This is a genomic window from Pseudomonas sp. NBRC 111119, from assembly GCF_001320125.1.
Taxonomy (GTDB): Bacteria; Pseudomonadota; Gammaproteobacteria; order Pseudomonadales; family Pseudomonadaceae; genus Aquipseudomonas; species Aquipseudomonas parafulva.
Window position 1 is genome coordinate 84,618 of record NZ_BCAV01000029.1, and the last position, 13,457, is coordinate 98,074.

Below are 13,457 nucleotides of genomic sequence, written 5' to 3' on the forward strand. Positions count from 1 at the left end.
AACCACGGGCTTGCCTTGGTTTGTGCGGTGGTGCTTGGTCTCGCAGGCAAAACCATTATCGAGGCGAGCACCATCCAGCTTGGTCCACACCGAACAATGCGCGACAATGGCAATCATTTTGCGGAGCCCTCCATGACCGACTTCACCCCTGATGCCACTCTCGACGCCACGGGCCTGAATTGCCCTGAACCGGTGATGATGCTGCACCAGCACGTGCGTGATCTGGCCGCAGGCGGCCTGCTCAAGGTCATCGCCACCGACCCCTCCACGCGCCGCGACATCCCCAAGTTCTGCAACTTTCTTGGCCACGAACTGCTCCAGCAACAGGAAGAAGCTGGCACCTTCCTGTACTGGATCCGCAAGAAAGCCGACTGAAGCGCTCTGGAACCCACCCCGCGTTGCGCCTACACTGCGCTGCCCAGACAGGAGAGCGCCATGCTGATAGTTGCCGACGAGAATATCCCGCTGCTCGATGCATTCTTCCAGGGCTTCGGCGAGATACGCCGATACCCAGGGCGGGGGCTCGATGCTGCCAGCGTCAGGGATGCCGACATTCTGCTGGTACGCTCCGTCACCAAGGTGGACCGCCAACTGCTTGAAGGCAGCCGCGTGCGCTTCGTGGGTACGTGCACCATTGGTACCGACCACCTCGACCTCGATTACTTCACCGAAGCGGGTATCCGCTGGAGCAGCGCCCCTGGCTGCAATGCCCGAGGCGTGGTGGATTACGTATTGGGCAGCCTGCTGACACTTGCCGACCTCGAAGGGGTTGCGCTGCCTGACAAGGTCTACGGTGTGGTGGGCGCCGGTGAGGTGGGCGGGCGGCTGGTGCGCGTGCTGCGTGGCCTGGGGTGGAAGGTCATGGTGTGCGACCCGCCGCGCCAGGCTGCCGAGGGCGGTGAGTACGTCAGCCTTGATGCCATCCTGGAACACTGCGATGTGATCAGCCTGCATACGCCCCTGCAGCGCGGCGGGGCTTGCCCTACCTGGCATCTGCTCGGCCAGCCGCAACTGGCCCGCCTGCGCCCCGGTGCCTGGGTGCTCAATGCCAGCCGCGGGCCCGTGATCGACAATGCAGCCTTGCGCGAACTGCTGAACGCGCGTGCCGATGTGCACGCTGTATTGGACGTGTGGGAAGGGGAGCCGGCGGTCGACCTGCCATTGGCCGACCTGTGCACGCTGGCCACCCCGCATATCGCAGGCTACAGCCTCGATGGCCGCCAGCGCGGTACCGCACAGATCTACCAGGCGCTGTGTCGCTATTTGGGCGTTGATGAGCAGGTGGCGCTAGCCGACCTGCTGCCACGCCCGCCACTGGCGCAGATCGAGCTGGATGCCGGTGCGGATCTGCAATGGGCACTGGCTACCCTGTGCCGTGCGGTCTATGACCCACGCCGCGACGATGCGGATTTGCGCCGCAGCCTCAGTGACGACAGCCAACGGCAACGGGCAGCGTTCGACCAGCTGCGCAAGCACTACCCGCCGCGTCGTGAAATCGAGGGCCTGGCCGTTCATGTACGTGGAGACTCGCCGCAATTGGTGCAGATGGTAGGGGCGTTGGGCGCAAGGCTGGTTTGAAAACAGCCGAGCAGGGCTTGGCGAACAACGGCATCTAGCGGGCGAAAAAAACCCGGCACAGGTGCCGGGTTACAGGAAATTCGCCAATCAGTCCTTGCGTACGCGCTCCACCCGGCTTTCTTCTAGGGCCTTGCAGGCCTGCTGGATCATCTGCTCGGTGATGGGTACCTCACGCCCCTGTGCGTCGATCAGGGCGCCGGCAACCTTTTGCTGCGGTGCGCACCCAGGCTTGGCGTGGTGGTCGTGGTTGGATTGCACGTTCATGCATGGTCTCCTCTTCAGTAACGGAATCAGGTTAACCCTGCGCCATGACCAGGCGGTGACAAGCCTCTCGCGGGCCAGGCAGGCACAGTGCAACAGATACGGCGCAAAAGCTCCATACCAGGGTTAGATCGATAGGCTATAGCAGCCTCCGGCAGTTCCATGAGGGGGGATGAGTGGTAGGCTGGAGGGCCCACCTTTTTGTGATAACCCCCATGCCTCACTCCGATGCTCGCCCACGCCGCGCCTTGCGCCTGGCCTGGCAGTTCGTTCGCCCCTACCGCCAGCGCGTGCTGCTGGCGCTGCTGGCACTGGTTGTGACCGCAGCCATTACCCTGTCCATGGGGCAAGGCATACGGTTGCTGGTGGATCAGGGGTTCATGACCGGGTCGGTGCACCAGCTCAACCAGACCGTCGCGCTGTTCATGGCGTTGGTTGTTGCTCTGGCGTTGGGAACGTTCAGCCGCTTTTACCTGGTGTCGTGGATTGGCGAGCGCTGTGTGGCGGATATCCGTCGGGCGGTGTTCGACCACCTGCTGACGCTGCACCCTGGGTTTTTCGAAGACAACCGCAGCTCCGAAATACAGTCGCGGCTGACCGCCGATACCACCTTGCTGCAGTCGGTGATCGGTTCGTCCCTGTCCATGTTCCTGCGTAATGCGTTGATGGTGATCGGCGGGGTGATTGTGCTGTTCATTACCAATCCCAAACTGACCAGCATCGTGGTGGTGACGCTACCGGTGGTGCTCGCCCCGATTCTGTTGTTCGGTCGCCGGGTACGCACCCTGTCGCGCCTGAGCCAGGACCGGGTGGCGGACGTGGGCAGTTACGTGGCCGAAACCCTTGGCCAGATCAAGACAGTGCAGGCCTATACCCATCAGGCCCACGACCGCGAGCAGTTTGCCGAGGCTGTCGAAGAGGCGTTTTCAGTGGCCCGCAAGCGTATTGCCCAGCGATCCTGGCTGATCACGCTGGTCATCATGCTGGTGCTCGGGGCGATTGGGGTGATGTTGTGGGTAGGTGGTACGGATGTTATCGCTGGGCGCATTTCGGCCGGCGAGCTGGCGGCGTTCGTGTTCTATAGCCTGATCGTGGGGAGTGCGTTCGGTACGCTCAGCGAAGTGATTGGCGAGCTGCAGCGGGCGGCGGGCGCGGCTGAGCGCATTGCCGAACTGCTGGCCGCCACCAGTGTGATCCAGCCCCCTGCACCAGCACAGCAACTGCCCCTGGCGCGGGCGAGCGGGCGCATCGCGCTGCACAACATCGTGTTTGCCTACCCCTCACGCCCGGCAGTGGCAGCCATTGACCACCTCAGCCTGGAGATCGAGCCTGGGCAGACGGTGGCGCTGGTTGGGCCTTCGGGGGCTGGCAAGTCCACCCTGTTCGACTTGCTGCTGCGCTTCCATGACCCACAGCAGGGGCGCATCCTGCTTGATGGCATCGCAATTGACCAGCTCGAACCTGACACGTTACGCCGGCAATTCGCCCTGGTGGCGCAGAACCCCTCACTGTTTCGCGGTACGGTGGCGGCGAATATCCGCTATGGCCGGCCGCAGGCCACTGACGTGCAGGTTGAAGCGGCGGCGCAGGGTGCCCATGCGGACGCATTCATCCGCCAACTGCCGCAGGGTTACCAGACCCTCCTGGGGGAGGGCGGCATCGGCCTGTCCGGTGGCCAGCGACAACGCATCGCGATAGCCCGGGCCTTGTTGGTGGATGCGCCGGTGCTGCTGCTCGATGAGGCCACCAGTGCCTTGGATGCGCAAAGCGAGTACCTGATTCAACAGGCACTCCCCGCGCTGATGGCAGGCCGGACCACGCTGGTGATCGCCCACCGCCTGGCGACGGTGCAGCATGCCGACCGCATCGCAGTGATCGACAAAGGCCGCGTGGTTGCGGTGGGCACTCACCGCCAGTTGATCGAGACCAGCCCGCTGTATGCGCGGCTGGCCTCGTTGCAGTTCAACACCGATTAGCCTGCAGCGGGTTTGTCATATTTTTGTAGTAATTGCCTGAGACTATCTGCCCCAACTGTTGTGCACGTGCTCGAACTGGCTGCTATCTGCTTGATGGCAGCTTTTTTTTGGCCTGCCTTCCGGGACAGGGAGTGTCTAGACGGGTGTCGCGAGCGCGCGCCGTTTCTTCCCTTCCTGTTTTGAGATGCATGATGTTTAGCAAATCCCTCAAGGTGCAGATTCTGCTGATGCTGGGCGGTAGCCTGGCGGCCATGTTGCTGATCGCGCTGGTGTGCTTTCAGTTCCTGTCTTCCAGCGTTCGTAGCTATGCCCAACTGGTGGACGGGCCACTGCAGGCCTCCCAGATGATCGAAGAGGCCAATCTTCAGTTCAAGATTCAGGTGCAGGAATGGAAGAACGTGCTGCTGCGCGGGCGTCAGCCTGCGGATATGGACAAATACTGGCAGCAGTTCCAGGCGCGAGAACAGCAGGTGCAACAACTGCTGGACCAGTTGATCGAGCGCAGTGACAGCCGCTTGAAGGGGCCACTGCAGCAACTGCGTGACAGCCACCTGCAACTGGGGCAGGACTACGAGCGCGGGCGTCAGGCCTTTATCGCCGCCGGGGGCGACCCATTTGCCGGCGACCTCGCGGTGAAGGGCGTAGACCGCGCAGCCAGCGAGCAGATGAGCCAGCTTGTCGAGCAGTTGCGTGCCGAGGCCGGCCAACGTGCCGGCGTCATCAATGCCAGTGCCGAACGTACGGTTTGGCTGGGCCTGCTGGTGATGCTGGCCTCGACACTGCTGGTAGGCCTGCTGAGCCTGTGGCTGGTGAACCGCAGCCTGGTCCAGCCTATACGGCAACTGATCGACTACGTCGCTCAGCTCAGCCAAGGCCGGTTCGAAGGCCGTGTGGAAAGCCGCCGGCAGGATGAACTGGGGCGCCTGGCGAAGGCGGCCAACACCTTGCGTGATTTTCTGGCCGAGACCGTTGGCCGGCTCAAGGGCAATGCCCACGAGCTTGAGGACGCCAGCGGCCAGCTGCGCCACATTGCCAGTGAGATGGCAAACGGTACCGAAGACCAGTTCCAGCGTACCGACCAGGTCGCCACCGCCATGCATGAGATGTCTGCCACGGCCCAGGAAGTTGCCCGGCACGCCTCCGAGGCGGCGCGGGCAGCGGATGACGCGGACCAGGGTGCCCAGGCGGGTGAGCAGGTGATGCAGCAGACCATCGACATCATCGGCATGGTGAACCGGGAAATTACCGGCACGGCGGCGGTGATCCGCCACCTGGAAACCGACAGTGCACGCATTGGTAAAGTGCTTGAGGTCATCCGTGGTATCGCCGAGCAGACCAACCTGCTGGCCCTCAACGCTGCTATCGAAGCGGCCCGGGCCGGTGACGCCGGGCGTGGCTTTGCCGTGGTGGCGGACGAGGTGCGCAGCCTGGCGCAGCGCACCGCTGCCTCGATTGCCGAGATCCATCAGATTATCGATGCCGTGCAGGGTGGTGCGGTTGAAGCGGTGAAGGCCATCCAAAGCGGCCAGCAGCGCAGCGAAGAGGGTGCCGAGCAAGTGCAGCAGGCGGGCCAGATGCTGCGGCGCATCACCTTGGCCGTCGAGGCCATTCGCGATATGAACAGGCAAATTGCCACGGCCGCTGAAGAGCAGACCAGTGTGGCCGAGGACATCTCCCGCAACCTGGTCGAAATCACCCGCATCGCGACCGCCAACCAACAGGCGGTGCAACACACCGAGCAAGCGGGCCAGCGCCTGCATGGGTTATCTGGGCAATTGGCGCAGGTGACCTCGCGGCTCAGCGCCTGAGGCGTTGCAACCCACAAGAAAGGCACAACAAAAAGCCCGCTCATGGCGGGCTTTTTGACAAGGATTTGGTCGGAGAGACAGGATTCGAACCTGCGGCCTTCTCGTCCCGAACGAGACGCGCTACCTGGCTGCGCTACACTCCGATGAACAAAATCCTACTGCATCCCGATTTCGCACGCAAGCCCTTGTTGTTAAAAGGGGCTTTGCCAAAATCGGGCGCCTGATCAGAGCTCTTTGACGGTACGGATCTGGTCTTTGTTCAAGCGCATGCGCTTGCCGTCCAACTGCTCGAATTCGTAGAAGCCGGAGTCTTCATCGTAGGACGGTTTGTCCACTGCCTGAATTTCGCGGCCGTCGTTCAGTGTAATGACGGATGGGGTCGAGCAGCCTGCGAGGGCGGCCATGCCCGCAGCGAGCAGGAAGGCGGGAAGGGTCCGTTTGATCATCGTGGTTCTCCAAGTGCGATGGTGCAAGATGACAGTTAAGACGCGGGACGTTAGTGCAAGTTCCTTTCAAGTGCAGCATAACGGCAATGCCGTTGCTTGATCCAGCGCAAGCGCGGGGCACATCCTCTGTCGGCGCATGGGCTGTGATATAACTGCGGCCATTGCATGTACTTGTGATGGATACCCATGAAAGCCAAGGCAGATACCCCCTTTGTACCGCTGAACATTGCTGTGCTCACCGTCAGCGATACCCGTACCTTCGACACCGATACCTCTGGCCAGGTCTTCGTTGACCGGCTGAGCGCTGCAGGCCACCGTCTGGCCGAGCGCGTGCTGCTCAAGGACGACCTGTACAAGATCCGTGCGCAGGTCGCCACCTGGATCGCCGATGACCAGGTACAAGTGGTGCTGATCACCGGCGGTACCGGCTTCACCGGCAGGGATAGCACCCCAGAGGCGGTCACCTGCCTGCTCGACAAGCAGGTAGAGGGTTTTGGCGAGCTGTTCCGGCAGATATCAGTGGCTGATATCGGGACATCGACGGTGCAGTCGCGGGCCCTGGCCGGCCTTGCCAATGGCACCCTGGTGTGCTGCCTGCCTGGCTCGACCAATGCCGTGCGCACAGGCTGGGACGGCATCCTGGCCGAGCAGCTTGATGCGCGGCATCGCCCGTGCAATTTTGTCCCCCACCTGAAGCAGGCAGCGGCCTGTGAAAGCCGTGGTTGAGGCGATTCAGGCCAGCGCGCTGATGCCGGTGGAGCAGGCCCTCGACCAATTGCTGGCGCTGGCCGATGCTGCGCCGCTGCGCGAAGTGCAGACCGTTGCACTGGCCGACGCACAGGGCAGGGTGCTGGCAACCGACCTGGTGGCGTCCCTCGACCTGCCGCCTTGGCCCAACAGTGCCATGGACGGGTACGCATTGCGCATGGCTGACTGGCTGGGCCAGCCGCTACCCGTCAGCCAGCGAATTTTTGCCGGCCATGCACCGCAGCCTTTGCAACCAGGCACCTGTGCGCGCATTTTTACCGGGGCACCCGTGCCGCAGGGCGCCGACTGTGTGGAGATGCAGGAAAATGCCGTGCTTGGCGATGACGGCCGTGTCACCTTTCTGCAGGCGTTGAGCCCTCAGCAGAACATTCGTCCCCAAGGCCAGGAAACCCGCAAGGGCGAGCAGGTGATGGCTGCGGGCACTCGGCTGGGGCCGATCGAGTTGGGCCTTGCGGCGACATTGGGGCATGGGCACCTGGATGTGGTGCGCAAAGTGCGCGTTGCCGTGCTGTCTACGGGTGACGAGCTGGTCGAGCCTGGCCTGCCGCTGGGGCCTGGGCAGATCTACAACAGCAACCGCCAACTGTTGCTCAGCTGGTTGCTGCGCTTGGGCTGCGACGTGGTAGATGCTGGCATCCTGCCCGATGACCTGGCGCGCACGCGTGCCCGCCTCGCAGACCTGGGGGATGTCGACCTGATCTTGTCCACCGGTGGGGTGTCTGTCGGTGAGGCGGACTACCTGGGCGCTGCCCTGCGCGAGGCCGGTGAGCTGGCGCTGTGGAAGCTGGCAATCAAACCGGGCAAGCCGCTCACGTTCGGCCATTTCCAGGGTGTACCGGTGATCGGCCTGCCGGGTAACCCGGCCTCCACCCTGGTCACCTTCGGCCTGCTGGCCAGGCCTTACCTGCTTCGCCGGCAAGGGGTTGCCGATGTGGCGCCGTTGAGTTTTCCCATGCCGGCCGGCTTCGACTGGCCCAAGCCTGGCAACCGCCGGGAATACCTGCGTGGGCGCATCGAGCAAGGCCAGGTGCGCATCTACAAAAACCAGAGTTCAGGTGTGCTGCGCAGCGCAGTGTGGGCCGAGGGCCTGGTCGAGGTGCTTGAGGGCACCACACCGAAGCAGGGCGACAGCGTACGGTTCATTCCTTTCAGCGAATTGCTCGGCTGAGCGGCCTCGGTGCCTGCACCCGCTATTTTCGGGGGTGCATGCAACGAATATGCGCTGCGAATGGTCGAGATCAGGGTTGGTCAATTTCACGGAGACACCTTCATGCAAGGGCGCAAGGCGATGCTGATCCTGCACGGCAAGCAGGCGATGAACGAAGAGCTGCGCAGTGCCGTGCATGCCCTGCGGGACACGGGCTGGCAGTTGGATGTCAGGGTGACCTGGGAGGGTGGCGATGCCCAGCGCCTGGTCGGCGAAGCGCTGGCTGCAGGTTACCCGCACATCGTTGCAGGTGGTGGCGATGGCACCTTGCGGGACGTGGCTGAAGCCATGGGGCTGGCGGGCACGCAGGCGAGCCTCGCGCTATTGCCGCTGGGTACCGCGAATGATTTTGCCAAGGCTGCCGGTATCCCCCTGGAACCTGCTGCCGCACTGGCCCTGCTCAACCAGCCTGCCCAGGCGATTGACCTGGGCCAGGTAGGCGAGCAGCTGTTTCTGAACATGGCGACCGGTGGCTTCGGCAGCCAGGTCACGGCCAGCACCTCTGAGGACCTGAAAAAGGTGCTCGGCGCTGCAGCCTATCTGTTTACCGGGTTATCGCGGTTCAGTGAGCTGCAGGCCGCGTCCGTCGAACTGCAGGGGCCGGATTTCCACTGGCAAGGGGATTTGCTGGCCCTCGGTATCGGTAATGGCCGTCAAGCCGGCGGGGGGCAGGTGCTATGCCCCGGAGCGGCGGTCAATGACGGCCTGCTGGATATCGCCATCCTGCCAGCACCCACCGAGGTGGTGGGCGCCCTGCGTGATCTTTTCGGGGGCGAAGGGTTGTTCATCAGGGCGAGGCTGCCGTGGGTGGAGGTGAAGAGTTCGCAGGGGCTGGACATCAACCTGGACGGTGAGCCCCTGAAGGCAGACAGCCTGCGCTTTGCAGCAAAACCCGCGGCCTTACGCCTGCACCTGCCCAGTGCCTCGCCGCTGCTCAGTCATCCAGGCTGATAATTTTCTCCCGCACGGCAAACAGCACCAGCCCGGCCACGTCATGGATTTGCAGGCGTTTCATCACTTGGGAACGGTGGGTTTCCACGGTCTTGATCGAAAGACCAAGGCCGGCTGCTATTTCGCGGGTTGATTTGCCTCGCACGATCAGGCGCAGAATTTCCAACTGCCGGGCGGTGAGGTTGTGGCGATCGCACGCTGCATGCTTGCCGTGCCTGCTGTGCCGCAGCGCCTGGTTGATCACGGTATGGGCAATGGCTGGGCTGAGGTAGCGCTCACCACTGCGCACCGCCCCCAGGGCCTGTTCCAGCTCGGTGGCGCTGGTGTCCTTGAGCAGGTAACCATGAGCACCACTTTCAAGTGCGCGCATGATCAGGTCCGGGTCTGTGTGCATGGACAGGATCAGCACCCGGCAGGGGCTGCCGCTGGCGCGTAGCTGGGTGAGTGCATCCAGGCCGCTGGTCGAGCGCATCGAAATGTCCAGCAGGATGATGTCCGGGTTCAGGGTGCGTACCTGTTCCAGCAGCTGGCTACCGTCATCGGCCTCGCCAATCACTTCGTAGCCGGGTATATCGCCCACCAAGGCTCTGACCCCGGCACGGATCAGCGAGTGATCGTCTACCAGCAGCAGTCTACAGGTCATGGGCAGCCGCTCTTCCTGCCCGTTGCCGGGTGCGCGCAGGCCATGGGAACACCGCCTCTATGCGTACCCCCCGGCCTGGCTCGCTGATGATGTCCAGGCTGCCCTGCAACGCCGTGACCCGCTCCAGCATGCCGGCCAGCCCGCGTTGGCCTGCCAGGGCAGGGTGCTTTGCAGGGGTGAACCCGCAGCCGTCGTCGTGAATCGACAGCGCCAGCCCCGCCGCAGTACGTTGCAGGCGGACGACCAGGTTACGGGCCTGTGCGTGTCGCAGCATATTGGTGACGGCCTCCTGGGTGATCCGGAACACCGCCATGGCGACCACCTCGTCGATGCCCCCCAGGCGCTGTTTGCAGGCCAGGCTCCAGTGCACGCCACTGCTGCGCAATGTGCGCACCAAGTGCGCGCGCAGGCTGGCCTCAAGGCCCAGGCTGGCCAGTTGCCGAGGGTTCAGAAGTGCAGAAACATCGCGCACGTTGCCCAAGGTGTCGTCCAGTGTACTGCGCAGGGCGTCACAATGGCTTTGCAACTCGGAGGGCAAGCGCCGCTGCAGCCATTGCAGTTGCAACTTGGCTGCAGTCAACAGCTGGCCAATGTCGTCATGCAGCTCCCGGCCCAGGTGCTGACGCTCAGTTTCTTGCACTTTCAGCATTCGCTCTGCCAGCTCTGCAGGCCGCAAACTGATGCACCTGGCACCCACCCCCAGTTGCAGCGCGGCGCACAGCGCCGTGGCCAGCTGCAGCACCATCAGGCTTGAGGGGATGGGCTGATGAAGCAGGTAAAGCGCCAGGTGAGCGCCGCACGAGGCCAGGCACAGCACTGCCGTTGCCCAGCACAGCAGGGCGGACGGGGAGTGGCAACGCAAAGAAGTCATCAAGCGTGGGAACATAGGTAGGGAAGCCACTGAAGTATTGCTGATGGAGGCCTTGCACAGTGCAGCTCAGAGGCTTTGGCGCAGTACTTTCGATGTTTTTTCAACCACGTGATCTTTCAACCTTTCTTCAAGTTGCAAGCGTTTTGGGGGCGCATACTACCACTTCGTATTCGGGTGGTCGCCGCTGGCCGTTGACGGTAGAGGCTGTTTGCGTTGGGCATGACGAGTAGCAAAATGCCATCCATCGACCATGTTCTACGCACTTTCCCTACAACTTTCCGAAACACGGAATTCAACTTTACAAGTTCATCCCCGGCGAGCGTCTCTTACTAGCGGCCAAGTTGAACTTTGTACTGCTTAGTGTGAAGTCGCTGGGCAGCCGGGTTGCACCACCTTTGCCAGCTCGCCCAACAGCACCAGTTGTTCGCCGATGTCCAGGTTCAGCCGCCCCGTGTGCAGGTCGACCAGTTCAAGCTGCCAGGCCAGCAGTGTCAGGCAGGCCGTTGCTGCTGGCAGCGCCTCGGGCTGCAGGCAGGCACGTTGGCAGGCCGGTGCAAGTACCTCGTGCAGGGAGGCGGTGTAGTAGGCCACTTCACGCAGCCCCAGGTGATTGGCGTGCCGGGCGAGCCCGTCGAGGGTGTCATCCAGGCAGTAGCAGGCATCGGGGTCGTTTTCAATCAGTTCCAGGTGGTGCAGGCATTCCTGTGCCCGTGTCAGCAGCACCTGGGCGTCCACCAGAAAGCATTGGAGGGCGTCATTGAACGGTAAGGCACTGTCCATCACGAGGTCTCCACGCGCGGGACAGGCGCAGGGGACGGGCACGCCGTTACGGTAGCTAGCAAAGCCTGACTCCATTCATGCAGTGAGAATGGCGTCACATTAATGGCTAAAGGATATTGCGAACATCAGGTTGCGCCCGATTGCCACTAGGGGTTTCCCTGATGGCGGGCTCAGGGAAGGAACTTTCATGCCGCCGACGATATCTGCGAGGGTCCGCAGTTAAGCATGGTGGTAAAGTGATATCAATTGCCGGTAAGGGCCGCACATTGCAGGGGTCAAGATGCAGGTGACGCCGCCGATACAGCTTCAATATCCCAATTTTTTTCGCACTACGCCTGGGGGCTCTCCAATGGCTGGCATTCTCGACACGGTAGACCAACGTACGCAACTGGTAGGTGAGAACCGCCTGGAAATTCTCATGTTTCGGCTGGCCGGGCGCCAGCTTTTCGCGATCAACGTTTTCAAGGTGCAGGAGGTGCTGCAACTGCCCAAGCTCACCCTGATGCCTCAGCGCCACGCCTTCGTGTGCGGTGTGGTAAACCTGCGCGGGCAAACCCTGCCGGTGATCGACTTGTCCCAGGCGATTGGCATGCGCCCTCTGCAGCCTGGGCCGGACAGCACCATCATCGTCACCGAATACAACCGCTCGGTGCAGGCGTTTCTGGTGGGGGGCGTCGACCGCATCGTCAACCTCAACTGGGAGTCGATCATGCCGCCGCCCACCAGCGCCGGGCGCCAGCACTACCTGACCGCCATCACCAAGGTCGACGACAAACTGGTCGAGGTGATCGATGTCGAGAAGGTACTGGCTGAGATCGTGCCTTACAACGCACGGGTTTCGGGTGACAAACTGGCCGACCCCGTGCTCGCCAGGGCCCGAGGCCGCGAGGTGTTGCTGGTGGATGACTCCAGTGTTGCCCTTGCGCAGCTGCGCGACACCTTGTCCCAACTGGGTATGAAGTTGCACGTGGCGAGCGATGGCCTCAAGGCACTGCGTATGCTCAAGGGCTGGGCAGATGCCGGTGAGGATGTGTACGAGAAGTTGCTGATGGTGTTCACCGACGCCGAGATGCCGGAAATGGACGGCTACCGCCTGACCACCGAGATCCGCGATGACGCACGGCTGCGCAAGCTCTACGTGGTACTGCACACGTCCCTGTCGGGCAGCTTCAACGAGTCGATGGTGAAGAAGGTGGGTTGCGACAATTTCCTGTCCAAGTTCCAGCCGGATCGCCTGGTGGATGTGGTCAAGCAGCGTCTGTTGCTGGACACCACGCCAGCGTGAACCTTGGGCCCGTGCGGTATAAGCTTGACGTTTGACGCGACGTGAGGCGGCAGGGATGTTTCTCAGTGAGTTGTACCGGTACCCCGTGAAGTCCGGGCAGGCGCAGCGCCTGCTGTCATCGCAGGTGGGGCTGCTGGGTTTGCAAGGTGACCGCCGCTGGATGGTGGTGGAGGAAGAAAACGGGCGCTTCCTCACCCAGCGCGCCTGGCCACAATTGGGGCAGTTACAGGCCATTGACGAGGGCAACGGCACGCTGTTGCTGCGCGCCCCAGGCCAGGCGCTGTTGCAGGTGCCGGTGCCCGAGGCCGATGTGGATTTGCGCGGGGTTACCCTGTGGCGTGACACGTTCCGCGTGCCGGACGCCGGCGACGCTGCGGCTGCCTGGCTCAGCCAGTGGCTGGGCGTGAAGGTACGGCTGGTGCATTGCCCGGAGCAGAGAGCCCGTTACCTGCCCAATGGGTACGGCACCAACGCCGACCGCGCGGCCTTTGCCGATGGTTTTGCGCTTCTGCTGATTGGCCAGGCCTCCCTGGATGGCCTCAATCAGCGCGTTGGCCGCCCTATGGAGATGCTGCGGTTTCGGCCAAACCTGGTCGTGCAGGGCGCCGAAGCCTTTGCCGAAGATGGCTGGGAGCGTATTCGCATCGGTAGCCTGGAGTTTCGGGTACTCAAGCCGAGTGTGCGCTGTATCTTCACCACTATCGACCCGGCCACCGGTGAGCGCAGCCCTGACCGCGAGCCGATGACTACCCTGAAAACCTTCCGCCAGAAAGAAGGCGATGTGTTGTTCGGTCAGAACCTGGCGGCCGACGGCTGCGGCTACCTGGAAGTGGGGATGCCAGTGGAGGTGTTGTAGCAGCGGCCCGGTTGGGCCGCCGCTACA

The 13,457-nt window shown here is 62.8% G+C and carries 13 protein-coding genes, 1 tRNA gene and 2 pseudogenes; 10 read left to right on the forward strand and 6 right to left on the reverse strand.

All coding sequences use genetic code 11. The features are described from left to right. Positions 1-132: 132 nt before the first annotated feature. Positions 133-375: a sulfurtransferase TusA gene (tusA, locus tag APH25_RS12560; protein WP_060482166.1), complete on the forward strand. Its 243-nt coding sequence runs from the start codon at positions 133-135 to the stop codon at positions 373-375. A gap of 60 nt (positions 376-435) precedes the next feature. Then, on the forward strand, positions 436-1,578 hold the full coding sequence (gene pdxB / locus APH25_RS12565) for a 4-phosphoerythronate dehydrogenase PdxB (protein WP_060482167.1): 1,143 nt from the start codon (positions 436-438) through the stop codon (positions 1,576-1,578). A gap of 87 nt (positions 1,579-1,665) precedes the next feature. Here the strand turns inward: pdxB and APH25_RS25690 are convergent, their stop codons facing one another. Continuing rightward, entirely contained in the window at positions 1,666-1,842 is a 177-nt protein-coding gene (locus APH25_RS25690) for a PA1571 family protein (protein ID WP_169338807.1), read from the reverse strand. Between the two features lie 212 nt (positions 1,843-2,054). On the opposite strand from APH25_RS25690, the gene APH25_RS12570 reads away from it, so the two are divergent. The 3 genes and pseudogenes from APH25_RS12570 (at position 2,055) to APH25_RS26265 (ending at position 5,623) form a co-directional block, all read left to right on the forward strand. Next, a complete protein-coding gene (locus APH25_RS12570) occupies positions 2,055-3,815 on the forward strand; it encodes an ABC transporter transmembrane domain-containing protein (RefSeq protein WP_060482168.1) in 1,761 nt (586 codons plus the stop codon). 764 nt (positions 3,816-4,579) lie between these two features. Beyond that, positions 4,580-4,738 (forward strand): annotated as a pseudogene (locus APH25_RS26260) (HAMP domain-containing protein); the annotation flags it as partial. A gap of 171 nt (positions 4,739-4,909) precedes the next feature. After that, complete coding sequence (locus APH25_RS26265; protein ID WP_371262505.1) at positions 4,910-5,623, forward strand: methyl-accepting chemotaxis protein; 714 nt, start codon at positions 4,910-4,912, stop codon at positions 5,621-5,623. Positions 5,624-5,689: 66 nt separating this feature from the next. On the opposite strand, the gene APH25_RS12580 is transcribed toward APH25_RS26265, so the two are convergent. Together APH25_RS12580 and APH25_RS12585 are read right to left on the reverse strand one after the other, a co-directional pair. Next, a tRNA-Pro gene (locus APH25_RS12580) sits at positions 5,690-5,766 on the reverse strand. 81 nt (positions 5,767-5,847) lie between these two features. Beyond that, positions 5,848-6,069: a YgdI/YgdR family lipoprotein gene (locus tag APH25_RS12585; protein WP_028632457.1), complete on the reverse strand. Its 222-nt coding sequence runs from the start codon at positions 6,067-6,069 to the stop codon at positions 5,848-5,850. Between the two features lie 186 nt (positions 6,070-6,255). On the opposite strand from APH25_RS12585, the gene moaB reads away from it, so the two are divergent. From moaB to yegS, 3 genes are all read left to right on the forward strand, one after another. Then, on the forward strand, positions 6,256-6,795 hold the full coding sequence (gene moaB / locus APH25_RS12590; RefSeq protein ID WP_028632458.1) for a molybdenum cofactor biosynthesis protein B: 540 nt from the start codon (positions 6,256-6,258) through the stop codon (positions 6,793-6,795). After that, positions 6,779-8,005 carry a gephyrin-like molybdotransferase Glp gene (glp, locus tag APH25_RS12595; RefSeq protein ID WP_256217519.1) on the forward strand — a complete coding sequence of 409 codons (1,227 nt, stop codon included), beginning with the start codon at positions 6,779-6,781 and terminating at the stop codon, positions 8,003-8,005. The genes moaB and glp overlap by 17 nt, the downstream gene beginning before the upstream one ends. 102 nt (positions 8,006-8,107) lie before the next feature. Then, complete coding sequence (gene yegS, locus APH25_RS12600; protein WP_060482170.1) at positions 8,108-8,995, forward strand: lipid kinase YegS; 888 nt, start codon at positions 8,108-8,110, stop codon at positions 8,993-8,995. Here yegS and APH25_RS12605 read toward each other — a convergent pair. The 3 genes and pseudogenes from APH25_RS12605 to APH25_RS12615 form a co-directional block, all read right to left on the reverse strand. Next, positions 8,979-9,638: a response regulator transcription factor gene (locus tag APH25_RS12605; protein ID WP_060482171.1), complete on the reverse strand. Its 660-nt coding sequence runs from the start codon at positions 9,636-9,638 to the stop codon at positions 8,979-8,981. The two genes, yegS and APH25_RS12605, sit on opposite strands and share 17 nt — an antisense overlap. Then, positions 9,628-10,524, reverse strand: coding sequence for a sensor histidine kinase (locus APH25_RS12610; protein WP_060482172.1), 897 nt, complete (start codon positions 10,522-10,524; stop codon positions 9,628-9,630). Before APH25_RS12610 ends, APH25_RS12605 begins: the two co-directional genes overlap by 11 nt. Positions 10,525-10,878: 354 nt before the next feature. Continuing rightward, positions 10,879-11,289 (reverse strand): annotated as a pseudogene (locus APH25_RS12615) (histidine kinase); the annotation flags it as partial. 349 nt (positions 11,290-11,638) lie between these two features. Here APH25_RS12615 and APH25_RS12620 point away from each other — a divergent pair. Continuing rightward, positions 11,639-12,574 carry a chemotaxis protein CheV gene (locus tag APH25_RS12620; protein WP_060482173.1) on the forward strand — a complete coding sequence of 312 codons (936 nt, stop codon included), beginning with the start codon at positions 11,639-11,641 and terminating at the stop codon, positions 12,572-12,574. A gap of 55 nt (positions 12,575-12,629) precedes the next feature. Continuing rightward, positions 12,630-13,430 (forward strand): MOSC domain-containing protein, encoded by an 801-nt coding sequence (locus APH25_RS12625; protein WP_060482174.1) that lies wholly within the window; start codon positions 12,630-12,632, stop codon positions 13,428-13,430. Positions 13,431-13,457 lie beyond the last annotated feature (27 nt).